The following is a 23,579-nucleotide window of genomic DNA, read 5'->3' on the forward strand; positions in this document are numbered from 1 at the left end:
ACATACTCCACCGCTTGTGCGGGCCCCCGTCAATTCCTTTGAGTTTCACACTTGCGTGCGTACTCCCCAGGCGGGATACTTAACGCGTTAGCTCCGGCACGGCTCGGGTCGATACAAGCCACGCCTAGTATCCATCGTTTACGGCTAGGACTACTGGGGTATCTAATCCCATTCGCTCCCCTAGCTTTCGTCCCTCAGTGTCAGTTGCGGCCTAGCAGAACGCTTTCGCCACCGGTGTTCTTCCTGATATCTACGCATTTCACCGCTACACCAGGAATTCCTTCTGCCCCGAACGCACTCTAGTTCTGTAGTTTCCACTGCTTTTACAAGGTTGAGCCTTGCTCTTTAACAGCAGACTTACAGTACCACCTACGGACCCTTTACGCCCAATCATTCCGGATAACGCTTGCATCCTCCGTATTACCGCGGCTGCTGGCACGGAGTTAGCCGATGCTTATTCCTCAGGTACCGTCATTTTTTTCTTCCCTGAGAAAAGAGGTTTACGACCCAAGAGCCTTCCTCCCTCACGCGGTATTGCTCCGTCAGGCTTTCGCCCATTGCGGAAAATTCCCCACTGCTGCCTCCCGTAGGAGTCTGGGCCGTGTCTCAGTCCCAGTGTGGCTGATCATCCTCTCAGACCAGCTACTGATCGTCGCCTTGGTAGGCTCTTACCCCACCAACTAGCTAATCAGACGCGAGCTTATCTTCAGGCAATAAATCTTTCACCTCTCGGCATATCCGGTATTAGCCACCGTTTCCAGTGGTTGTCCCCGACCTAAAGCCAAATTCTCACGCGTTACTCACCCGTCCGCCACTAAGTTCCTAAGAACTTCGTTCGACTTGCATGTGTTAAGCATACCGCCAGCGTTCATCCTGAGCCAGGATCAAACTCTCCGTTTTGGTAAGTTTGTTTTTTAGCTCTATTTTTTTCGAGTATCTGAATCCTCTACTTGTCTTTCCAGGATTCTTAAATCTCAAATCTCTTGAGGAGTAATGGTCGTCTCTATTCTTTCAAAGTATTATCTTTTCTCGGTTCAGTAGTTGAGGCGCTTGCCCTTCACCTCTATTAATATACCAACTCTTTCTCTTTTTTGTCAAGCAGTTCTTTAAACTTTTTTTGGTCGGGGTTGAGTGAATGAACCGCAAAATAGGCTTTAATCCTTGTACAACAGGTAATGACATCTCAATTATAGAGTTTGATTATCCTTAATATGTTTCGGTAAATTACAGATTTATATGTTGTTTTGGGCTGGGTGTGATGTGTCTTGTCTGAGGTTTTACCTTTCTTGCGAACCTTTGATTTTTTATGTTGCCAAATTTGCCAAAATATATCTGTAAGCTAGAATCACTAAGCTTTCAACATGATCTTATAAGGTGGATTCAGGAGTCTAGATTCATTAACGAGAAAGAATTAACAGGAAGGAAGTATGGATAGCAATAATTGGTTGGAACAGCTTATGATGCTGGGTATTGGCACAACTTCTTTGGTAGCGGAGAAACTAAGACAAGTCAGTGATGAACTTGTCAAGGATGGTAAGCTCAATCCTGAGCAAGCCAAAGTGCTTATGAATGATATTGTGCAGCAGTTAAAGTCCGAGCAAGGTAATTGGGAACTACAAATGCAACGACAGATGCGAAATATGATGCAGGATCTGGGGGTGGCTCGTCAGTCAGAAGTGGATGAATTGCGGGGTAGAATTGATCGTTTAGAACGTGAGCTGCGCAATTTGGAAAATAAGCTTTGGCGTTAGGATATTGATTGTGATTTAAACTGGTTTTTGTCCTATCGGTAATCTGATTACTAAGCTACTTATATAGGGAGGGCTGATTTTGAAAGGAATTTTACTGAGCGTGGTGTTCATGCTGCTATCTGTTGTGGCTTTGGTATTAACGCAAATGGGTAGTAAACAGGATACTGCTGTTGCGGCTAAGTTGATTCAAACACCATCAGTAGCGACTACTGCAATTGTTGAGAACAATACTTTGACAGCGAGCAATACTATTATTATGTCGGAAAAGAATGTTGTAACTACTTCCTCTGGACTGAAGTATATTGAGTTAAAAAAAGGGGATGGACTAGTTACTCCTGAACGGGGACAAACGGTTGTGGTTCACTATACTGGTACTTTAGAAGATGGTACTAAGTTTGATAGTTCAAGGGATCATGGCCAACCCTTCAGCTTTAAAATTGGTGTAGGGCAGGTAATTAAGGGTTGGGATGAAGGTCTTAGTACTATGAAAGTAGGCGAGCGCCGTCAGTTGATTATTCCCTCGGAGTTGGGTTATGGTCCTAGAGGATCTGGTGGTGTGATTCCACCATTCTCGACACTGATTTTTGATGTGGAATTGTTGGATATTAAGTAGTTATTCGGAAATTGGGATTTAGGAAAAAAACGAATTCCCAATTCCCGATTTGCAATATTTAATTAAATTAATAGTTATTTGGTCTGGCTAGGTTTTTAAATTTTGTAAATTGTGGATCAAATAAAAGTTTGACTGTTCCGGTCGGTCCGTTGCGGTGTTTAGCTATAATCACTTCTGCTATTCCGCGATCTGGACTCTCTGGTGAGTAATATTCGTCACGGTAAAGCATGATTACTAAATCTGCGTCTTGTTCAATGGAATTGTGAACGATGATATTATTGGCTACAAAGTTATGCAGATAAGGAACTGTTAAGTCAAAGACTTGTTCTTCTCCATCTGGTATGATTGATACAATTTCATCCCAATATACATGACTGTTGGGAAGGGCAAGTAACTTATTGGTTTGAACAATATTGGCAACTACTGGTAAACACAGATGTTGTTGAGGATTTAATTCATCAAGTTTCTTCCAACCATGAATTGTGAGGAATTTGTGATTAGCTGTTGCCCTAATTTTTTTTCCTAGTCTAGTTGTTAAGGTAAATACGGGTTTAATACCTGTGCAAAAGGCATTACTCACAATTGCTGTTTCTACCTTCATTGTTTTTTCATTTAATGCCCAAACTGGAAAGCCAGATTTACCTACTAATTCTTTCATTGGTACTTGTAATCCTCTAGCTGTCAATCTGACTAGACTATCACCTGTTAAACAACCAGATTCACGTAAATCTGATAACATTGGGCGTTTATTGGTACGTGCTTCTACACCGCGGCTTAACTGAGATAGGGCGATAATGGGAACGGACAACTCACGGGCTAAACCTTTGAGAGAACGGGTTATTTTGGATAATTCTTGAACGCGATTATCTCCTGCTCCTTCCATGAGTTGCAAGTAATCTATGACTATTAATCCTAGTTCTGTATTCTGTTCGGCTTGGAGTCGTCGGGCTTGACTCCGCATTTGGGTAACTGTAATATTGGCGGTGTCGTCAATGAAAATCGGCATTTCTGAGAGATTACTGATCGCACGGCTTAAAGATTCCCATTGGGTTTGGCTGATGCGTCCACTTCGCAAATAACCGCTTTCAATTTGTGCTTCACTAGCAAGTAGTCGCTGTACTAGTTGTTCTTTGGACATTTCTAAGCTGAAAACTGCAACGGGTAGTTTATAACCAACGGCAATATTATGAGCTAGGTTAAGGCAGAAGGCTGTTTTTCCCATTGATGGCCTGCCAGCGACGATGATTAAATCAGAACGCTGAAACCCGCTGGTCATGGCATCTAAATCATAAAAACCGCAGGGAATACCGGGTAAAGCGATGCCTTCATGTCGTCTTTCAACTTCTTGGAAGGCGTTAATGAGGGTATCAGAAATGTGAACTAATCCTGATTGGGGTTTTTCTTGAGTAACGCCAAAAACTTTTTGTTCTGCTTGGTCAAGGACGATGGGTAATTCAGTTTCTGTTTCGTAACCAAGTTGTACAATTTCATTGCCAGCTTTAATTAATTGTCGTCGCAGGTATTTTTCCATGACTAACCCTGCTAAGGCATCAATGTTAACTGCTGATACTGTGCGGTCTACTAATGTGGCTAATTTATTTCTGCCACCTATCCGGGTTAGTTTGTCGTTGTCAGTTAGCCAATTTGTAAGGGAGAGTAAGTCTGTGGGTTTATTTTGGGCGTGAAGGGTGAGGGCAGCTTGATAGATATCTTTATGGGCATTAATATAAAAGGCTTCCAGTACTAGGCGATCGCGTATTCGACTGATAGCTTCTGGATCTAGTAAAATACCCCCCAATATAGCTTCTTCTACTTCGATGTTTTGGGGTGGTAGGCGGTTGCTACCATCTCCTTGAAAACTAAGTTCTTCAGCCATAAGCGATTTTGGATTGGTAAGCAGGTTTTAAATACTAACATAACTTGCAGGTTAGGAGGCAAAAGGCAAAAGGCAGAAGGGATACTATGCTTTATTTTCTCTATCACCCCATCTCCCTCTTCCCTGTCACCTGTCACCTGTCACCTGTTACCTAACTTAACTAGCAACAACTTCGATATTTATTTCTGCTGTTACTTCAGAGTGGAGCTTGATTTGGGCTTTGTATGTACCCAGTTGGTTAATATCAGGAATCGTAATACGACGCCGATCGATTTCTTGACTGCTGGCTGCTTGAATTGCTTCTGCTACGTCTTGGGTTGTGACTGTACCGAAAATAGCTTCGTTTTCACCAACTGGCTTGGCAATTTTCAATTTACCGACTTTTTCCAAGGCTGCTTTTTGTTCTAGTGCTTGTTGTCTAACTTCTACTTGGCGTTGACGTTCTTGTTCACGACGGCGTTCTACTTGTCTGAGAATACCAGGTGTAGCATGAGTGGCTAAACTCTGGGGAATTAGATAATTACGAGCATAGCCTGGTGCTACATCTACTAAGTCGCCGGATTTACCCAGCTTGCTGACATCTTTTATTAAAACTAACTGCACTTGTTTAGCCATTGTTTTTGTTTTTCCTGTAAAATCTCATTGAATTGGGTGTCAGCAGGAAAGCTTACAAAAGTGTAGCTTGACCTTAAGCGAGTTTGCTTATACCCCAAAGACTAAACATTGTAGCTAATTAGGGGGAGCGAGCGCAATAGGGAAGGGTGACACTCAATGCTGATGTGATCACTAAAATTTATCTTTCATACTACGAATCCAGGCAAATGTTTGTACTGCTTCGTTACTTTTTGCAGATAATTGTAGTGAAGGTTTATCCCACCGCAGAAATGGATTTGTACGCTTTTCCACTTCGAGTAATGAAGGAACTGTAGCTTCTTGGCGTTTACGCATAGCTATTACTTCTTTATAACGCTTTCCTAAGTCTGGGTTATCTCCATCTACAGTCAAGGCGAAGCGCAAGTTATTCAAAGTATATTCGTGGGCACACCAAATACGGGTATTGTCAGGTAAGGCCCGGAGTTTACTTAAGGAGTCTAGCATTTGGGCTGGTGTCCCTTCAAACAAACGACCACAACCACCAGCAAATAGAGTATCACCACAGAATAATTCTCCTGTGTCACCTGTTGTTACTGGTGGAAAGTAGTAAGCGATATGAGCGCGAGTATGTCCGGGAACAAAGAACACTTTTGCTGTACGATTAGCAAATGGGACGTGATCGCCTTCTTGCAAAAATACCTGCTGTCTAGGAATTCTACCTTGATCCTCAATCCCACCGTAAACCTTTAATTCAGGAAATTCCTGTATTAGCTGTTGATTTCCACCTACATGATCATCATGATGATGTGTATTAAAAATCGCTACTAACTTAGCTTTTATTTGCTGCAAGTGTTTTAAAACTGGTTCAGACTCAGCCGGATCAACCACTACAGCAATATCTTGTTGTGAATCATATAACAGAAATATATAGTTGTCAGAAAGTGCCGACAGACGGATAACCTGCATTACTTTACCTCCGTTGTTTATACGTAATTAATGTAAAACATATCCTATACCCCGCTTTATTTTATATAACATCGCGAACAAGTACTGAGCTTCTTAGGTAAATATCAAAATATAGCTGGTATGATAATATAAAATCATACTTTTGATAGTATAGAAAGTTACTCATACACAAGTTTTATGGTATCCGCAAACAGAGACTATATTAAAATCTCCAACTATTTATAGCTAATTAGAAGTACGTTTCCCAATATATCAAAAGATTTGAAGTGGCAGGAGAAAAGATCCAAATTGAAAATTTCTATCCTTGTGAGCGATCTATCTAGTGCTGGAGCAGGAAGATGGGGAGGAGGAGCGGTTCGTTCCTTCCTGTTAGCACAATCCCTACAAAAACTTAATTATCAAGTAGAAATTTTAGGATTTCTCTTTGGTAAAGAAGCAACTGTAATTCCTCAATCAGAAATTAGGATCAATCAGTTCATTGGCTATAGTTATCCAAAATTCTTGATGTCGGCTTCTCAGCTTTTAAAAAAAATTGATGGTGATATTATTTATGCTATGAGACCCAAGCCTACAACTTTTGGTCTAGCACTATTACAAAAATTAAAAACTAATCAACCAATAATTTTAGATATAGATGATTGGGAACTTAGTTGGTATGGAGGTAAAAAATGGGAGTATAAAGCCTCTTTTAAAGAACTTTATCGTGATATCTTTAAATCAGATGGAGCATTAAGACAGCCAGATCATCCATTCTATTTAAGAATAGTAGAAGGCATGACCAAAAAAGCAAATACTATTACAATACATACTAAATTTTTACAGGATAAATTTGGTGGTACATATTTACCTAATGGGAAAGACACAGAACTTTTTAATCCCAATTACTATAATCCAGAAAAAAGTAGGATCTTCTATGGTTTATCTGGATATAGAATTTTAATGTTTCCGGGCGCTCCTAGACTATATAAAGGTGTTGAAGATGTATTATTAGCTCTTGAATTTCTCAATGAACCAGATATAAAACTAGTAATTGTGGGAGGTAGTCCTTATGATGATTATGATGCTCAACTTTCAGCAAAGTGGGGACGTTGGATTATAAAACTACCAAAGTATCCACCGACAGAAATGCCTAAAATAGTTGCAGCAGCACATATTGTGGTTGTTCCCCAGAAAAATACACCAGCCGCTTTAGCTCAATTTCCATTAAAATTAACCGATGGTATGGCAATGGCTAAACCGATATTAGCGACCCGTGTGGGAGATATTCCTGAAATTTTAGGTGAAACTGGTTATTTAGTTGATCCTGAGTCACCAGAACAAATTGCCGAAAAAATAAAATTGATATTTCAAAACTTAGATGCAGCTAATCAGCGTGCAGTTAAAGCTAGAGAAAGATGTGTAGAGAAATATAGTATCAACTCGATGTCTAATATTCTAGAATCTGTTATTAGTAAGTTGTGATTAATTTTGAATGATAGTTAATTGGCAATTAATTATTTTTCATTTGAAAAACTTTCTTGTCATGAAATAAACTCCAATGTCTACCAGCAAGATACTACTAAGGTTCTCTAAGCCTTATTCAAAGTTGATTTTACTAACAATATCATTAGGATTTTCTGGAGCATTATTTAATGGTGTGAGTACAGCTATAATTGTTCCAGTGATTTTAAAAATAGTGGGACAACCAGTAGATTTACAAGGTGCTCCTGGTATTTTAAGATTCATGCTCAACCCGTTTAATGGTGTAGCAGAAAGTTACAGGATTGGAGTAATGTCTGGGGCAATTTTAGCCATAATTACTTTGAAAAACTTAGCTACTTATGCTGGTTCATTAACATCTATTTCTCTAACCCGGATGATAACCTCCGACATGCGAGAAGCTGGAATTAGTATGTTATTAGAAGTAGATGTAGATTATTACACCACGATAAAAATTGGCGATTTAATCAACCGTCTAGGTGGAGAAATAAGTCGTGCATCTACTGTTATTAATAACAGCGTCAAGTTAATTACTCTATCAATTACAATTCTAGTCTTTATTGGTTTATTGTTGTCAATTTCTTGGCAATTAACCATTGCAGCAACGAGTTTAATGCTGTTAGTAACCCTAGTTAATCAGTATTTCATTAATCGGTCTAAAAAATCTGGAAAACAACTTAGTGAAGTGTCTAAAGGTTATTCAATAGCTGTTCTGGAAGTTTTAAATGGGATTAGATTACTTAAGTCAACAGGTAATGAGGGAAAAGAATATAAACGCATAAAGAAATTAATTAAGATGCGTGAGCAAGCAGATTTTCAAGATCAGGCAAATTCACAAATAATTGCACCATTAAGTGAAGTTCTAGGAATTGCTTGTCTACTGCTGATTGTAACCTTAAGTAAAACTTTATTTGCTGAACAAGTTACGTCAATTTCCACAGTACTGCTGACGTATTTATTGGTATTATTGCGATTGCTGCCACTAGTTTCTCAGCTAAATGGTCTTCGCAGTAACTTTGCCAGTACTGCCGCCAGTGTAGATATGGTGAGTCAGTTTTTAAGGCTAGATGATAAGCCCTTTATGGGTAATGGCAAACTTCCCTACAAAAAATTAAAAGAGGGAGTGCATTTTAAATCTATTTCTTTTGGCTATACGAACAATGACAGGCAAGTACTTAAAGAAGTCGATTTATATTTACGCTGTGGTACAACTCTAGCATTAGTTGGTAGTTCAGGTGCCGGTAAATCTACACTGGCAGACCTTTTAGCAAGATTTTACGATCCAACAAGTGGTTGTATTACTTTCGATGGCATAGATTTGCGAGATTTTGATTTGGTATCTGTGCGGAAAATTATGGGAATTGTTAGTCAAGATACTTTTCTTTTTAATGATTCGGTGCGGAATAACATAGCTTATTGTAAGCCAGAAGCGACAGAATCAGAAATTATCCAAGTAGCAAAGCTGGCTAATGCCTATGAATTTATTAGTAAACTCCCTGAACAATTTGATACTGTGATAGGCGATCGTGGTGTGATGTTATCCGGTGGACAAAAACAAAGATTAGCGATCGCACGCGCACTGCTCCAAAACCCCGAAATCCTGATTTTGGACGAAGCTACCAGCGCATTAGACACTGTTTCCGAACGGTTGGTACAATGTGCACTTGATGAACTGAGTCGAGATCGCACTACCTTAGTAATTGCTCACCGACTTTCCACAGTTTGCAAAGCTGATCAGATTGCCGTCTTAGATCAAGGAAGAGTAGTAGAAGTTGGCAATCATCAAGAACTACTTCAAAAAGGCGGTTATTATGCTCACCTGTATTCAATGCAATTTCCTAACAATACTGATACTTCCAGCAAGCCTAACCAAAGCTTAATCCGCATATCTTATGAAATTCGGACCGAACTAAATTCATTAATCGGATTACTACTATTAGTAATACATGATCTTGTAGACGATGCTCAAGAACGTCAAGAATTACTTGAACAATCTTATAAAGCAGTATGGAGAATTATTAACACTGTCGATTTTTTTGAAGATGTAATTAATCGACAAACTAAAGGACAATTAGTTGTGATTGCCGAGCAGAATGATAGCAGGATTACTGGCTATTATCAAAAGTTAATATGTATATTCGATGAACTCCGATCTAGTCTAAATCCTACATTAGTTTGCCTTCGTACAGTTACTAATAATGTAATAAACAAGGATGAGTTTCAAAGTCAATTACTAACAGGAGCTTATGAATCTTTTATCTATATCCTTGGAGATTTACGAAAATTTGAAGATAGTATTAAACTATGAAATCCCATCTATTTAAAATAGAGCTTAATTTAATCTTATTTAACAATAACTTATAGAAACATGATCAAAAAAGTAGGTATGATTAGTAGCTATATGGCTCTGGAATCTAGAGCAGACTGGCTATGGCAACAAACGCCTCATCCATTTGGGACTTGGGGTAATATGCAAATACAAGCACTAGCAGAAAAACCTGATTTTTTACTAATGTATCAGTTTGATTTTCCTCAATCTGTAAAACAACTGTCTTTGTTAGATCGATTACGAAAAAAGCAAAAACAACCAGAATTAAATATTTATAAATTACTGCGTGATGTCAAGCAAGAAAGAACTATTTATTTATTGAGAGAACCACCTTTAGATGAAATTGTAGAAATGAATAAGCGTAATTATCAACAGGCAAAAAATTATTGTGGCTATATTTCTGGACCAGATAATTTTGCTCCCACTCCAGATTATATGCCTGCGATTTGGTATCATTCCAATTCGTTTAAGGATTTAAATGAAATGCCATCTCCAGAAAAGATTGCTATCTGTAGTTGGATTACTTCAGGAATTAAACGCACAGCTAACCATCGCGAGCGTTTGAATTTCTTGCAATTTTTACAATCTAGCGGTATGCAAATTGATTTTTATGGACGTGGTTTACAAAAATGGGTAAAAACTTCAGGAGAACTTGGTAATAAGTGGTACGGCATGGCACCATACTACTATAATCTAGCAATTGAAAACTATGCTGAAAATGATTGGTATGTGAGTGAGAAACTTTGGGATAGTTTACTAGCTTGGTGTTTACCAATTTACTATGGTGGATCAGCAGCAGATAAACTATTACCACCAGGTAGTTTTTTAAGATTACCCAGTTTAGATGAAAAAGGCATCGCTTATATTCAGGAAATAACTTCTACCTCTGATGCTTGGTATGCTGCCAAGGATGCGATCACAGAAGCTAGACAAGTTATCTTACACAAACTAAATTTACTCAACTGGCTATCAGAATTTGTCACCCAATTTTCTTAATTCCATTAGATATACATTTTGAGAATTGATATATGAATGGTATTTGTACCCTCGCTAATGATTATGTTTACGACCAACTCATTGCCCTACTCAATAGCATAGAGGCGGTTTATGGCCGAACAATGCCTGTATGTATCTATCCTTATGATGAAAATACAGCTAAAATTGCTGCTGAACTTGCTCACCGTCCTCATGTAAAACTTTACAATCACCAAGATTCGATTCAAAAATGGGATAAATTTGTTAAAGATATTTGGGATAAGCATCCCACAGCCCAACAACATTGGCAAACTATAGGCGCGAATAAATATCACCGAGTGGGAACTCATCGCCGTTATTGTGCTTTTGATGCGCCTTTTGATCGCTTTGTTTATATGGATGCTGATATTTTATTAATGAGTCCCCTAGATCATATTTTTACTCAGCTAAATCATACTAATTGGGTAGTATATGATTTTCAATTTAAAGATGTATCTCATGTTTACAGCGTATCATCAACTAAATTAAAGGAACTATTCACTCCAGAACGATTGCAAACAGAAATTTTTTGTTCTGGTTTTTATGGGTCTAAAAAAGATATATTTCCTGAACAAAAGCGAGATATTTTATTGAATTATTTGCGTCAGGGAGAGGCAGAAGTTCTCTATGATATGGCTCCTGACCAAACGATTCTCAATTATATGGTAATGCGATTGGGCATTCCTAGCTATAATTTCGCCCGCACCTTACCTGCTAAAGAAGCAACAGGTTGTTCGGTAAGTTCCCTGCACTTTGAAAATAGAGATCAAATTCTCTATGATAAGGGTAACAGACTCACTTATTTGCATTATATAGGTTTATCTTCCAAGTTATTTAGTCGAGTTTGTGCTGGTGAAAATATAGATTTCCCTTACCGGGATATTTTCTTGCACTATCGCTATTTATATACACCAGAAAAAAAACCGAAATTCATAACTAAACCTAAACCTTATGATGTTTCTCCCAGTTTAGGTAAGCGAATTTTAAAAAAGTTAGGTTTAGCTAAACAATAGAGGATTATGCTCATAAACAGGGGAATTTATATCATTGCTAATGACAAAGTAACAGACCAAGCGATCGCACTACTCAATAGTATCCGATTGCATGATGCTGATACCCCTATCGTCATGATTCCTTACGATGATAATTATTACAATATTGCAGATACTCTCAGTCAAAATTATGGCGTGAAAATCTATGAAGACTTAGATATTATCGACCGTCTTTCCCAAAAATTACACGAAATTTTCGGAGGCCAGTTTTTTGCGCGTCCTAATCAATTTCGTAAACAAGCTTGCTGGTTTGGAGTATTTGATGAGTTTTTGTATATTGACACTGATATTGTTGTCTTTGAAAAAATCATTGATAATCTTAACTATTTGAAAACTGCCGATTTCATTTGTTGTGATTACCAACACTTAGGAGGGATTAAAAATGTTTTTAGTCCCAAAGTTATAGAAGATCAAGTATTTAGTGAATATGAAGTCAAAGCAATTTTTAACGGTGGTTTTTGGGGATCTAAGAAAAACTTAATTTCCGAAACGGAATTGTATGAAATCCTTAGTGAATGTGCAGCGAACACAGAATATTTTGATTTTTCTGAAAAAACTTCAGATCAACCAATTATTAACTATATGATATTAAAGCGAATTCCCCACCGCTTTAATATTGTGCGTCGAGAAGGTAAAGCACCAGGAAACTGGGCAGGAACTCCTCATTTTCAAAATCAAGGAAACCTCCTGTTTGATCCGACAGTAAATCAACCTTTACAATATCTTCACTGGGCTGGTATTAGAATTGAACCAGGTTGTCCCTACTGGAAAACTTGGGAACATTATCGTAATTTAAATCCAGTCTTACCAACTACAGCTATACAGGTACCTGTGCGGAAAAGTAAATGGCAGCAAACGTTAGATCATATAAAAAATCAGTTACGCCAACTTCAACCCAAATCGTGAGAATTCAGGAATAAATTTATGTTATGGACTTACAAGGAATTTCAACTTTTACTACATGTAGTAAAATGTAGTAAACTTAGGAAGTCATCAAATAACAATCACTTCCTAAAATCTTAATTTTCACCTGCATAAATGGTAATTAATTTGACTAAATTAATTGCTGCATTAATTGCTGCTTAAGAATAAGAATCTAAATCGAGAGATTGCATTCCTCGACTGCTGACAAATTCCAGCAAACTTCCCAACTGCAACCAAACAAATAAACAAGTTAGCAAACTCAGCGGTAAACCCACACCTAAAGCCAGAGGAAAGGGAAAGCCAAATATTTCTAACCCAGAAGACATAAATAAACAAACTCCTATTGTAATGCCAATAAATGGCACCAACAATTGTTTTAAAGAGGAACTAGATTTTATAGGTTCTTTGTTAACACTTGACCATTTCTGGACAATTACCTGCAAAGTACCAGATAAGGCTAAACCAGAAGTGAATGCTGTGAGGAATCCCACTAGAAGTAAGATGTAAGGTGGTTGCAGAGGGTAATAGTACATGAAAATCCCAATTGTTATTAAATTAATTTAAACTTGGTGACTGGTTATTAGTAAAGGAAATCAAAGAAGTAGCTTTTGGTAGAATAGCTGCTACACCTTCTCTAGATAACTCCGTCAAAATCCCAAACGCTACATTTAATAACCGATTTGGTGGTAGGTCATCTTTGACTAAGTTCCAGAGTCTTTGTACTTCGTCGGTGTGCAAACGGTCATCTTCAGTTAGGGCAAGCACCAACTGACGACGGAGAAATTTACCTTCTTCAGATAGTAAGAATTGTAATCCCATTTTCGCTGTAGGTAAAACATCGAATTCTACATCAGTGCGAGCGATGGAAATTAGATTCTCTAACCTCTGCCATTGGAATTTACCATCTTTAAATAACACATTGAGTAAGCGCCGTCTTAATGCTACAGATTCTCCTGTTAGCAACCGTCGTGCTATGTAGGGATAACCTATTTCTACGATTTTAAAATTGGGGTTGAGGCTCAGGGCAATACCTTCCTGTGTCACCAAGGAACGAATAATTAAGGCAAACTTGGCGGGAACTCGGAAGGGATATTCATACATCAACTCAGAGAATTGATCGGTGATGGTTTTGAAGTTAAAGTCCTTGACATTTTTACCGATGGCATTTCCCAGCACAGCTTCTAATGCTGGCACAATTGGGGTAATATTGGTACCTGGAGCGAGAAAGCCAAGTTCTACAAAGTCTTCGGCTAAGTCGGTGTAATCTTTATTGACAAGATGTACTAAGGCATCTACCAATGTTTCTTTGGTAGTTTCTTCTAGTTGATCCATCATGCCAAAGTCGATGTAAGCCATGCGACCATCGGTAACGGCAAATAAATTACCTGGATGGGGGTCGGCATGAAAGAAGCCATGTTCTAAGAGTTGTTGTAAACCAGAGGTAACTCCAATCTGGATGATTGTTTCGGGATCTAAACCTGCTTGGCGTATACTTTGCGTATCTGTAAGTTTAAAGCCGTTAATCCATTCTAGGGTTAAAACCCGGTTACTGCTATAACGCCAGTAGATAGACGGAACTTTGACATGGGGGTCGTCACGGAAGTTGGTAGCAAATTTCTCTGCGTTACGACCTTCATTGATGTAATCAATTTCTTCAAATAATTTTGTGCCAAATTCATCGACAATTAATGTTAGATCGTGGCCGAGATTGAGGGGTAACCAAGGAGTTAGCCAACTGGCAGCCCAACGCATTAAATATAAGTCCCGTGTTATTACTGGACGCAGGTTAGGGCGTTGCACCTTGACGGCGACTTCTTCTCCACTGATGAGACGAGCTCGATATACTTGACCTAAACTAGCAGCTGCTACAGGTTTGGGTGATAGTTCGCTAAATATCTCGTCAATGGATCGTTCTAGTTCTGTTTCAATGATATGTTGCGCTAAGTTATGGTCGAAGGCTGGTAACTGGTCTTGCAACTTCACCAGTTCTGCTAAAAAGTCTTTGCGGATTAAGTCTGGTCGGGTGGAGAGGGCTTGACCTACTTTGATAAAAGTGGGTCCGAAGTGGGTGAGCAGTTCTCGTAATTGGGTGGCTCGTTTTCCCTGATTCTGCTCAACTTGATTTTGCCATTCATCCCACTTGAGACTGAGTATAAAGCTTGCAAAGGAGAAGATTATTCTCAGTAGTCTGCCCCAAGCTAACCAGGGACGGTAACGGTAGTAACGAGCGATCGCGTCTGGATTATACTGCTGTAGTTGAGCAGGTTGATACTGACCCACGCCTTTATTTGCCTCTTCAACTGGGAACTTTACAATTTCGGTTGCTTGTTTTTTTAGCTACAAGCTGGTTAATACTCAAGATTTTTAGGTGGAGTAATGAGCTTCTTTCTGTTTTAGCTACAAGAAAGAATTACGCTTTACTTATTTCTAGAAATTCTAGTGTAATAAATAAGGCAAACTAAGCGGATCTTTACTGCCTAGAGTTCTTTATCATTTTCTTAATTATACTTTATAAAAGTACAAAATCTGATCTTATAAGTGGACTATTTTATATTTTCTCAATAATTTGATTCCAGCATCATACCCTGCATTATCTTCTGCAATTGCTTTCATTGCAGTGAATTCTAATATGCACAGCTAAGTTGAGCAAGGCTACAGCTATTAGCCTTAGCTAATTACAGTATTTCAAAGCTAGGTAGTAATTGCCTATATAGAGTCTAGGAGTTTTTATTCGCGAAGAATCTCATTTCTACTAAAATTATTCTGCTGTAATGCTTCAGAAATACAACATTTTGCATTCACATCTGGGAATTGTAGACTAAGATGATAACAATTTATTTATAATAAAACCTGGCAACTTCTTATATTTACCCATACAATTTTAAACTAGGTACTCTTTGTAAGAACCGTTTACTAACTTAATGAATCAGTTAACAGGTCAGGGTGTAAGAGCTATCACAAAGTATCCAATGGTAGATAGAATAAACGATATCGCTTGGCAAGCTCGCCAAGGTAGTGTTGCGGCAATTATTCAACTGTTGAACGAAAAACTAGTTATCTTTGGTGTCAGAACTAGAGCTATTTTCGCTGATGGTGTCTTACAACTTTTGTGTGAGGCAGCTACGGAAGAACAACTTGATCAATCTACCTTGGTGCAAGAAGTTCAGCAAATTCTTGATTCAATTGCACCCCGTAATATTCGCACGGTCAATATTAACTGTAGAATTGTCAGGGAAGAACAATTATTATGGTTGGAGGAAATTAATCGCAATCCCACTAATCAATTCCTGTGGTCACAGGAAACTACTCTCTCTCAGCCCGGTCTTGTCAAGCAACTAATTCAAGATTTAAAAGCAGTTTCTACTGAATATAGAAAACCGATTCTCCCTAAATCTCAACCTTTACTAAGTAACAAATATAAACAGAAAATTTCAGTTAGAAAATTGGTATTAGCAGCCACTGGCTTAGCCATAATTATTGTATTTGTTGGTCAAGTTGATTCTCCTTTAGGAAAAGCACTTAAGAATCTGTTTCCTTTAGATGTTTCACCATATTTACAAACAACAAACAAAATCAAATCACCAACATTATCTCCTGATGATAAGAAAAGTTTTTCTAATCCCGCGAATGATTCATTTGCAGATGCTGTCAGGCTTGCTAACCAGGCTACTACCGCTGGTAAAGTAGCTATAACTTCAACTCAGTGGTGGGAATTAGCTGCTAGATGGCAAAGAGCTTCTGATTTAATGAATCAGGTTTCTGCTGGTCATAGCCGTTATCAAGAGGCTCAAATTAGAACTAAATTATATAAGGAATATAGTAAGGCAGCACAAAAAGAAGCAGAAAAAACCAAATCAATTCCTGTGGAAAATTAAGAGTTAAAAAATTTAGTTACAGATCAAAATTTGTGTAGAGACACTTAATCAAGTGTCTCTACTAACTATGTAGGGCTTGCTGATAGCTTAGCTTGGCGTTAAGCCATATAAACTGACAACCTGGATAAATCGTTTAAGGGTCATCTAATGTGGATAAGATGCAGGAAATAAGCCTTGATACCATGAAAACTCAAACACTTTTTGACATTCTGGATTCTTCTAAATCCTCCTCTTCTTTCTTCTGACTCTTGACTCCTGATTCCTAATCGTCACGAACAACTTTTTCAGCAAGCCCTATGTAATTTTAATTAAACACTCATTTCTAACATCCGTTGGATAGGACGGAGTGCTGCAACTCGGATGTCCTCGGACATCGTAATTTCTGGGGTACGATTTTTCATGGTTAAATACAGCTTTTCTAAAGTATTCAAACGCATGAATGGACATTCATTACAGTTACAGTTGTTGTCAGGTGGTGCAGGAATAAAGTGTTTGTGAGGTGCGAGTTTTTGCATCTGGTGGATGATGCCTGGCTCTGTAGCTACAATGAATTCTTGTGCAGGGACTTTTTGACAATAATTCAATAAGGCTGCTGTGGAACCGATGTAGCTGGCGTGGCGCAAAACGCTAGTTTCACATTCTGGGTGTGCGATCACTTCGGCTTCAGGATGTATGGTTTTTAACTGGACAATTTTCTTTTCAGAAAAGGTTTCATGAACTATGCAGCTACCTTGCCATAACAACATATCTCGTCCGGTTTGCTGGATTAGATAGCGTCCTAAATTTTTATCGGGTGCAAAAATGATGGGCTGTTCTTTGGGTATTTGCTGAAGAATTTTTACCGCATTGGAACTGGTGCAGATAATATCGCTCATGGCTTTAACTTCTGCAGAGCAGTTAATATAGGAAATTACCAGATGATCAGGATGTGCGGCTTTGAAAGCTGCAAATTCATCAGGAGGACAACTGTCTGCTAAAGAACAACCCGCGTTTAAGTCTGGTAACAATACTAATTTGTCAGGGTTAAGAATCTTTGCAGTTTCGGCCATAAAGTGAACACCAGCAAATACAATAACATGGGCGTTAGTTTGGGCTGCTGCCTTTGCTAGTTGTAAGGAATCGCCAATAAAGTCGGCGATATCTTGAATATCTGGGTCTTGATAATAATGAGCCAATATGACCGCGTTGAGTTCCTGCTTTAAATCCTCAATGGCGGTAAATAAATCTAGTGGTAGTGTACCTGGTTTTTGAGCAAGTGTAGTTGTAAACACAGTTAGAAGTTGCTTTTAGCGGTAAATAATGATTTGGTGAGTTGAAGAATCAGGGAGTTGTTGGATGTGCAGAAGTAGAGGTTTTGCAATAGCAAGTCCCCACCAATATGAAACTTGCTTACTGATTGGTAGCTAGAATTTAAGTTCTTCTAAGAACGTATGAAATTTTTAACTACGGAAGTCCTAAACTTCTGTATTCCTTGATTCAATTATAGTAGTTTTTACCATTCAATTATAGTAGTTTTCACCAAAAAAAGAACATTTATGTTCGCAATTAATAATGTGCAAATTCGGTGGAGTTTCATATCCTGGAGATATATGGCTTTTTAAAGTGGCATGACCAGTCAAAAAACTCAATTAAGTCTCAAAATTGCTGTAGTTGGCGATGTTCATGAGCAATGGGAAGTAGAAGATGGTTTAGCACTCAAGCATTTGGGTGTTGATTTAGTGTTGTTTGTGGGGGATTTTGGGAATGAGTCGGTAGAGGTGGTGCGGGTGATCGCTTCTCTGGACATTCCTAAGGCTGCCGTAATGGGAAACCATGATGCTTGGTATACTGCTACTGAATGGGGAAGAAAAAAGTGTCCCTACGACAGAACGAAGGAAGACTGGTTGCAAAAACAGCTAGATTTACTAGGTGTTGCCCATGTTAGTTACAGCAAGTTAGATTTCCCGGAGTGGAATTTGACTGTGGTGGGAGGTCGTCCTTTTACCTGGGGTGGCCACGAGTGGAGATTTGCGGATATCTGTGCAGAACGCTATGGTATTTCCTGCTTGGAAGAGTCCGCTGAAAAAATCTTTCAGGTAGTCAAAAGTGCAGCTTGTGAGAATATCATCTTTTTAGGACATAATGGACCAAGTGGTTTAGGTGATCGCCCAGATGACCCCTGTGGGAAAGATTGGCATCCTGTAGGTGGTGACTTTGGTGATCCAGACTTAGCTGAAGCCATTTCCTTATGTCTCAACACAGCAAAAACCATCCCCTTAGTTACCTTTGGTCACATGCACCGCACCCTTCGCCATACTAAGAAGACGCAAAGAAGGGCTGTGTTTAGAAGTCCAGAAGGAATCATCTACCTAAATGCAGCTAATGTACCGCGAATTATCGAAATAGATGGCGTAAAATTACGGAATTTTTCCCTGGTTTCCCTAGAAGGGAGTGTGGTGACAAAGGCTTCTACGATTTGGGTGAGTAATGACTTCCGAGTGGTATCAGAAGAACTTCTTTATAATTCTTAACCTTCAGTGGTGCAATCTGCGTAATTATAGGTTATGATTTTGTCTGTCAGTTTTTGTGTCCAACACCCTGACAGATAATTTGGAGAGGTGGCAGAGTGGTCGATTGCGTCCGACTTGAAATCGGATGAGGCTAAAACCTCCGGGAGTTCGAATCTCCCCCTCTCCGTTGAAAAAACTTAATTTTTACAACGGCTTACACTTTGATTTGTTCTTGCTTAGTACCTCTTGAATTATTCAAGTTAGGAAAAACTATTTATCAGTAAGTTCTAACTAAAGCAATGCTGTAATAGACTCATTTTCTTTATCATACAAAGCATTCAGGTAGTCGCGCTGACGTACACCTTGAATGTTGCTACCCTTCAATAGTTGATAAAACAACAGTCTAGAGGAATCTTCATGCAAGAGTATATGACTTCCTCCTTGCCATGTCTGTCTTGTGAGAAATTTTTAGCTTCCTTCTTCGCGTGACTCAAATAAAATCGGAATAATTTTACGGCTTCTTCTTCATTTCTTATAGGTGAAAGTTGAACTTCGTTAGCAAGATGACCTCTAATAGCTGGAAGCATTTCACGGTAAAGATTAAGAGGATCTATAGTTACAGCAACCATTAAGAAAAGATATTTAGGTAGTGCATTAATTAAAGCCTGCAGAGCAGATAAATATCTTAAAATAATATTTTCTGATAAGCTAAAGTCCTGTTTTTCTAGTTCATCAAGAACGATAAGAATACCTTCTGAAGTTGTAAGGATTCAGGTTTAAGGTAGAGGGATTAAAAAAGGTGTATAGAAAGCAGAGTGAACCATAGCTTTCATAGGTTGGTCAAAAAACTCAACTAGAGAAAGTGCTTGACGGCGACAAGTTTGTGTAACCGTCAATAAATTGGCAGTATGCTGGAATAGCGCCAGAGAAATAGAACTAACACAGACTTTTCCTTGTATCAGTGCTAAATCTAACCTTGGTTCAGCTAAATTATGATCAAGGTCTATTGCCTAAGGAAGGTAAAAGTTTACCAGGTTCCCCTGGGGCTTGATCAATCAATGAATGGAAGATTCAACTTTTGGTTGAAACTAGGATGGGCAAGTCAAGAATTCATGAAGGTTTTGGGTTTGTTGGAATAAAGGGTAGTTTTTAAAACCTTCATCTATGAGGTCGATGAATTTTGTGCCAATTTCTTGGTGATTGAAGCCAGGAATCTTGATTAGTGTCTTGAAGTGACGGGGTAGGGTAGATGTGCCTGACATTTCTGTTGAGCTGTGACCGCATAACCGTTATAGGTAGTAAAGTCATCAGAACTGAGTACACCAGAGTAACTTGACCCCACAATCGATTCTAATTCGCCAGGATAAGGAGTATCAGACCCATGAAATCAAGGAAAGTCACTATTGGCAAAAATCCATAACCATTGTTTCAGCCCTTTGACTACCCAGGGTGTTTCATCCCCAAGGATATGAGGCTAGGTTTGTTTTATCCACTGTTTGAGGCTATGAATACTTTGAGCCACTGTACTGTCTATTCCTTCATTGGTACCTACTAATGTTCCCACTCCAATTTCTATTTGACCCAGTTCCCACAACAACAAGTGTTGTTTTTCATAGGCTCAATGGCCCTAGTTATTGATCCATCCCAAACAAGATTGTAGTGTGATTCCTATATCTTGTCCCGGTACTATCTCTGGTGACCAGTGTGCCCTTTCTGTTTCCGCACACACACTGCAAGTCCACGTATATCTTTCATATTCTACTATTTGGATTGGCCTGTCCACCAAGTCCCTACTTGTTGTGTTTGGATTTTTATTGGTTCGCCAAACAAGTGCCCCTGACTTCACCATCCATAGACTTGCCGTCCCACTATCTCAAATTTATTCTATCTATTCCAACAAACACCTTTCTCCTTTTTCCCCTCTGCCCTGGTTGTCCTCCTAGTTTCCGCTTTCGTGTCTGGTTTTCTTCTGGTTTCTCTTCTTGTTTGTTCTCGGTTTCTTTGAGGATGTCTCCCAAGGGTGGTTTGGATCATGTTATGGTCTCTAAATCTCCACTGACTTTGAGTTTCTCTATTTCTTTTTCCAATTCTACTACTCTATTTATTAGGTTCTCTATACTTTTCCCCTGGTCAATAATGACTCCTACCAGTTGCTCTGTTCCCAACTGCTTCAATATGTCTCTGTCTAGTTTTGGTCCCAGCTTCTTTTCCATAACTGCTATATTCTGCCTCACCTATCACACTTGTTAATACTCCACCACCTGAATCCTTACAAAGGATTGACTTAGCAATTGATAGAACCAATTGGAACCGGATAAATTCATTTATGGTGAGCGTCATTTGTGGTAAAAGAGCATTCCCAATCCATTTTAAATTATTGCCCTCCAGGAAAGAGGCTATATTTTAGAAGTTACTCATGTAACTGGTTAACGCTTTATTTCGCTAGTTTTATTGATAGCAATTACTTACTCTTCTGCAACAATTCAGGGTCAATAGATTAAACGTAAAGGAATACAGAAATATATTGCTCGTATTAAAGAATATGCTCGGTCGGAACTAAGACATAGTAGTTTTTATTTCGGTTGATATGGTCAAACTTGGGTCAATTTCAAGGATATTTGTATGGATTTGGTTACGGAATTAATGAAATTAATTTTAATAGTAGTATCTATCAATAAGGTCTAAGAAGTATGAGGCTTATAGAGTCTATCTTTTAGCTGATTTCCTCCCCCCTTCAGACTGTACTTTTACTACAACTACTAATTACTCAAGATGATACTCGTTCTTAGCTATTACTTTCAGGATCATCAATTCTAGTTGGTAATTTAACATTATTTGGTGCTCCTACCAATTCAATTACCCTTGAGACTGGTACTGAGTTAGAATAAGCTCTCGCTAGGTAAAAGTCTTTACCTAAGTAGTGTTGATAATATATACTTTAATTGTAGTTTACTTATGGTTTAATTAGCGACTAAAAAACGTATCGGCGGAATAAGTAGGGGTAAGAGAAAAAAAGAAAAAGTTGAGGGTGGGACACAGGGCGTTATAAAATATGAGACATGAGGCAAAAAATTTTAGCAAAAGACTTATCACAAACAGAGTTGCTCCAAAGCATTGAGCGAAAAGGAATTGCAGAGGAATCCATGGGTCAGAAAGTAGAGATATGACTGAATCTAAGAGATCAGTTACAATCAGAAGTTAAAGAATTACGGGCAGAAAATCAAGGGTTAAGAGATGAAAACAACCGATTGAAGGGAGAAAAGGGTCAGGCAAAGATAAAAGCCAAGAATCAAAAAGGGTTCACAAGCAATCACTCATCGGAGAAAGAGCGACAAACACCAAAAAAGGACAACAAAGGCAGTAAGAAGGCTGGGATTAAAATAGACAGAGAAGAAATACTAGAATATCCCCAAGAATTACTCCCAGGACAGGCACAGTTCAAAGGGTATGAAGAAGTAATCATCCAAGACATCATCCTGGCAGCCGATAACGTACTCTTGCGGAAAGAGAAATACTACTCACCATGAGAAGGAAGAACCTATTTGGCAGAACCTCCTTGGGGTTATGAGGGAGAATTCGGTTTAGGAATAAAAACCCTGATTATCAGCTTGTACTATGGGGGTAACATGACCCAAGGCAATTTGTTAGAGTTCCTAGAGAATATTGACTTGCTCGAGCATTTTCAACTACCAACTAAATGGAGAAATGCTCTCCAAGTATTGCCTCAAGAAACTGTGTTGAGTGAGGCAGAGTTTCATAACCTACTGGATACACATCTACCTAAACTGGGTTCACAACAACGGACTCGGATTATGGAAGCAGCAGTTATTGCTTTCTATCATCAACAAACTGATTGGCCAGTGGTGCAAAAAGCGCAAACTCTGGTCTGTAATGATGCTCCTCAATTGAAGTTACTGAATGATAATATCGCTTTGTGTTGGGTAGATGAAGGAAGAAATTATAAGAAGTTAAGTGCGTTTATTGCTTGTCACCAAAAGGTTTTAGATAAATTCCTGGATGATTTCTGGAATTACTACCGAGACTTACTCCCTTGTCAAGATTCTCCCAGTCAGCAAACAGCAAATAAACTCCGGTGTAAGTTTTGGAAGTTGTTCCACACTGACAGTGGTTATCGACAATCAGATGAGCGAAAACCATTAACTCTGGTCAGAATTTCTGAGTTGCTTTATGTTTTAGAGCATCCTGAATTACCTTTGCACAATAACCCGGCTGAGTTAGCTGCTAGAACTATGCTATGGTGCAGCGAGGTAATCTTAGTTATGCCACTCAGACTCTCGAACCCACATTCGGCACCCTAAAGTGCCACAGAGAGAAATTACGGAGAGGAAAACTGCAAGGAAGTATAAGAACAAATAAGTGCCGTAAAAAAAGGCATTGGAGAAACAGTAAAGCACCAAAAATAGCATCAAAAGCTATTCTCAATAAGGAGTAATAAGAAAGAACACCGCCCAGAGGAGTCAACAGATAAATGAAGATTTTCAAGAGATAAATCATAAATTAGACTAATAAATCGAAGTGAAAAAAGAAATTCTATTAAAATAGAGCTATAAATCAGAGAGATGAGGTTATTTTCTCATAGAAATTAAATTAATAGAG

The 23,579-nt window shown here is 38.6% G+C and carries 22 protein-coding genes, 1 tRNA gene, 1 rRNA gene and 1 pseudogene (1 of these 25 cut by a window edge); 13 read left to right on the forward strand and 12 right to left on the reverse strand.

Annotation, left to right across the window (positions count from 1 at the left end; all coding sequences use genetic code 11):
• Positions 1–900 (reverse strand): 16S ribosomal RNA (locus tag AAZO_RS13810) (it extends 589 nt beyond the left edge of the window).
• Positions 901–1,427: 527 nt separating this feature from the next.
• On the opposite strand from AAZO_RS13810, the gene AAZO_RS13815 reads away from it, so the two are divergent.
• A complete protein-coding gene (locus tag AAZO_RS13815) occupies positions 1,428–1,751 on the forward strand; it encodes a phasin family protein (RefSeq protein ID WP_013191737.1) in 324 nt (107 codons plus the stop codon).
• Between the two features lie 109 nt (positions 1,752–1,860).
• On the forward strand, positions 1,861–2,364 hold the full coding sequence (locus AAZO_RS13820; RefSeq protein ID WP_013191738.1) for an FKBP-type peptidyl-prolyl cis-trans isomerase: 504 nt from the start codon (positions 1,861–1,863) through the stop codon (positions 2,362–2,364).
• Positions 2,365–2,431: 67 nt separating this feature from the next.
• Here AAZO_RS13820 and dnaB read toward each other — a convergent pair whose 3' ends face one another.
• The 3 genes from dnaB to gloB all read right to left on the reverse strand — a co-directional run bounded on the left by dnaB (position 2,432) and on the right by gloB (position 5,800).
• Positions 2,432–4,240 carry a replicative DNA helicase gene (gene dnaB, locus AAZO_RS13825; protein ID WP_013191739.1) on the reverse strand — a complete coding sequence of 603 codons (1,809 nt, stop codon included), beginning with the start codon at positions 4,238–4,240 and terminating at the stop codon, positions 2,432–2,434.
• Positions 4,241–4,396: 156 nt separating this feature from the next.
• Positions 4,397–4,855, reverse strand: coding sequence for a 50S ribosomal protein L9 (rplI, locus tag AAZO_RS13830; RefSeq protein WP_013191740.1), 459 nt, complete (start codon positions 4,853–4,855; stop codon positions 4,397–4,399).
• Positions 4,856–5,026: 171 nt separating this feature from the next.
• Positions 5,027–5,800, reverse strand: coding sequence for a hydroxyacylglutathione hydrolase (gene gloB / locus AAZO_RS13835; RefSeq protein ID WP_013191741.1), 774 nt, complete (start codon positions 5,798–5,800; stop codon positions 5,027–5,029).
• Positions 5,801–6,088: 288 nt separating this feature from the next.
• Here gloB and AAZO_RS13840 point away from each other — a divergent pair, with 288 nt between their 5' ends.
• The 5 genes from AAZO_RS13840 (at position 6,089) to AAZO_RS13860 (ending at position 12,580) form a co-directional block, all read left to right on the forward strand.
• Positions 6,089–7,261 carry a glycosyltransferase family 4 protein gene (locus AAZO_RS13840; protein WP_013191742.1) on the forward strand — a complete coding sequence of 391 codons (1,173 nt, stop codon included), beginning with the start codon at positions 6,089–6,091 and terminating at the stop codon, positions 7,259–7,261.
• 76 nt (positions 7,262–7,337) lie between these two features.
• Positions 7,338–9,587 (forward strand): ABC transporter ATP-binding protein, encoded by a 2,250-nt coding sequence (locus tag AAZO_RS13845; RefSeq protein WP_013191743.1) that lies wholly within the window; start codon positions 7,338–7,340, stop codon positions 9,585–9,587.
• Positions 9,588–9,647: 60 nt separating this feature from the next.
• A complete protein-coding gene (locus AAZO_RS13850) occupies positions 9,648–10,604 on the forward strand; it encodes a glycosyltransferase family 10 domain-containing protein (protein ID WP_013191744.1) in 957 nt (318 codons plus the stop codon).
• 32 nt (positions 10,605–10,636) lie between these two features.
• A complete protein-coding gene (locus AAZO_RS13855; protein WP_013191745.1) occupies positions 10,637–11,635 on the forward strand; it encodes an Npun_R2821/Npun_R2822 family protein in 999 nt (332 codons plus the stop codon).
• Between the two features lie 12 nt (positions 11,636–11,647).
• On the forward strand, positions 11,648–12,580 hold the full coding sequence (locus tag AAZO_RS13860) for an Npun_R2821/Npun_R2822 family protein (RefSeq protein WP_041643125.1): 933 nt from the start codon (positions 11,648–11,650) through the stop codon (positions 12,578–12,580).
• A 176-nt stretch (positions 12,581–12,756) separates the two neighbouring features.
• Here the strand turns inward: AAZO_RS13860 and AAZO_RS13865 are convergent, their stop codons facing one another.
• Both AAZO_RS13865 and AAZO_RS13870 read right to left on the reverse strand, forming a co-directional pair.
• Positions 12,757–13,131 carry a hypothetical protein gene (locus tag AAZO_RS13865; RefSeq protein WP_013191747.1) on the reverse strand — a complete coding sequence of 125 codons (375 nt, stop codon included), beginning with the start codon at positions 13,129–13,131 and terminating at the stop codon, positions 12,757–12,759.
• 22 nt (positions 13,132–13,153) lie between these two features.
• Positions 13,154–14,878: an ABC1 kinase family protein gene (locus AAZO_RS13870; RefSeq protein WP_013191748.1), complete on the reverse strand. Its 1,725-nt coding sequence runs from the start codon at positions 14,876–14,878 to the stop codon at positions 13,154–13,156.
• A 689-nt stretch (positions 14,879–15,567) separates the two neighbouring features.
• Between AAZO_RS13870 and AAZO_RS13875 the strand changes: the two genes are divergently transcribed.
• The gene (locus AAZO_RS13875; RefSeq protein WP_187289489.1) at positions 15,568–16,473 is read left to right on the forward strand and encodes a hypothetical protein; all 906 of its coding nucleotides are present in this window, start codon (positions 15,568–15,570) and stop codon (positions 16,471–16,473) included.
• Between the two features lie 308 nt (positions 16,474–16,781).
• Here the strand turns inward: AAZO_RS13875 and nadA are convergent, their stop codons facing one another.
• Positions 16,782–17,744: a quinolinate synthase NadA gene (gene nadA / locus AAZO_RS13880; protein ID WP_013191750.1), complete on the reverse strand. Its 963-nt coding sequence runs from the start codon at positions 17,742–17,744 to the stop codon at positions 16,782–16,784.
• Between the two features lie 336 nt (positions 17,745–18,080).
• Between nadA and AAZO_RS13885 the strand changes: the two genes are divergently transcribed.
• Positions 18,081–18,983, forward strand: a complete 903-nt coding sequence (locus AAZO_RS13885; protein ID WP_013191751.1) for a TIGR04168 family protein — start codon at positions 18,081–18,083, stop codon at positions 18,981–18,983.
• Positions 18,984–19,064: 81 nt separating this feature from the next.
• Positions 19,065–19,149 (forward strand) — tRNA-Ser (locus tag AAZO_RS13890).
• Positions 19,150–20,181: 1,032 nt separating this feature from the next.
• Here the strand turns inward: AAZO_RS13890 and AAZO_RS41420 are convergent.
• From AAZO_RS41420 to AAZO_RS13900, 4 genes are all read right to left on the reverse strand, one after another.
• Positions 20,182–20,304, reverse strand: coding sequence for a hypothetical protein (locus AAZO_RS41420; RefSeq protein ID WP_266885066.1), 123 nt, complete (start codon positions 20,302–20,304; stop codon positions 20,182–20,184).
• A 132-nt stretch (positions 20,305–20,436) separates the two neighbouring features.
• A complete protein-coding gene (locus tag AAZO_RS41425) occupies positions 20,437–20,562 on the reverse strand; it encodes a hypothetical protein (protein ID WP_266885069.1) in 126 nt (41 codons plus the stop codon).
• Between the two features lie 268 nt (positions 20,563–20,830).
• Positions 20,831–20,980 carry a hypothetical protein gene (locus AAZO_RS35410; RefSeq protein ID WP_187289490.1) on the reverse strand — a complete coding sequence of 50 codons (150 nt, stop codon included), beginning with the start codon at positions 20,978–20,980 and terminating at the stop codon, positions 20,831–20,833.
• A 12-nt stretch (positions 20,981–20,992) separates the two neighbouring features.
• On the reverse strand, positions 20,993–21,175 hold the full coding sequence (locus AAZO_RS13900; RefSeq protein ID WP_041640450.1) for a hypothetical protein: 183 nt from the start codon (positions 21,173–21,175) through the stop codon (positions 20,993–20,995).
• A 181-nt stretch (positions 21,176–21,356) separates the two neighbouring features.
• Between AAZO_RS13900 and AAZO_RS38285 the strand changes: the two are divergent.
• From AAZO_RS38285 to AAZO_RS35415, 3 genes and pseudogenes are all read left to right on the forward strand, one after another.
• A pseudogene (locus AAZO_RS38285) lies at positions 21,357–21,614 on the forward strand (IS4 family transposase); the annotation flags it as partial.
• A gap of 596 nt (positions 21,615–22,210) precedes the next feature.
• Positions 22,211–22,489 (forward strand): hypothetical protein, encoded by a 279-nt coding sequence (locus AAZO_RS38290; protein WP_081462786.1) that lies wholly within the window; start codon positions 22,211–22,213, stop codon positions 22,487–22,489.
• Between the two features lie 15 nt (positions 22,490–22,504).
• Positions 22,505–23,281, forward strand: a complete 777-nt coding sequence (locus AAZO_RS35415) for a hypothetical protein (protein WP_013191753.1) — start codon at positions 22,505–22,507, stop codon at positions 23,279–23,281.
• Here the strand turns inward: AAZO_RS35415 and AAZO_RS43780 are convergent.
• Positions 23,250–23,477: a hypothetical protein gene (locus AAZO_RS43780; protein ID WP_013191754.1), complete on the reverse strand. Its 228-nt coding sequence runs from the start codon at positions 23,475–23,477 to the stop codon at positions 23,250–23,252. The two genes, AAZO_RS35415 and AAZO_RS43780, sit on opposite strands and share 32 nt — an antisense overlap.
• Positions 23,478–23,579: the final 102 nt, after the last annotated feature.

Source organism: 'Nostoc azollae' 0708, from assembly GCF_000196515.1.
GTDB lineage: Bacteria > Cyanobacteriota > Cyanobacteriia > Cyanobacteriales > Nostocaceae > Trichormus_B > Trichormus_B azollae.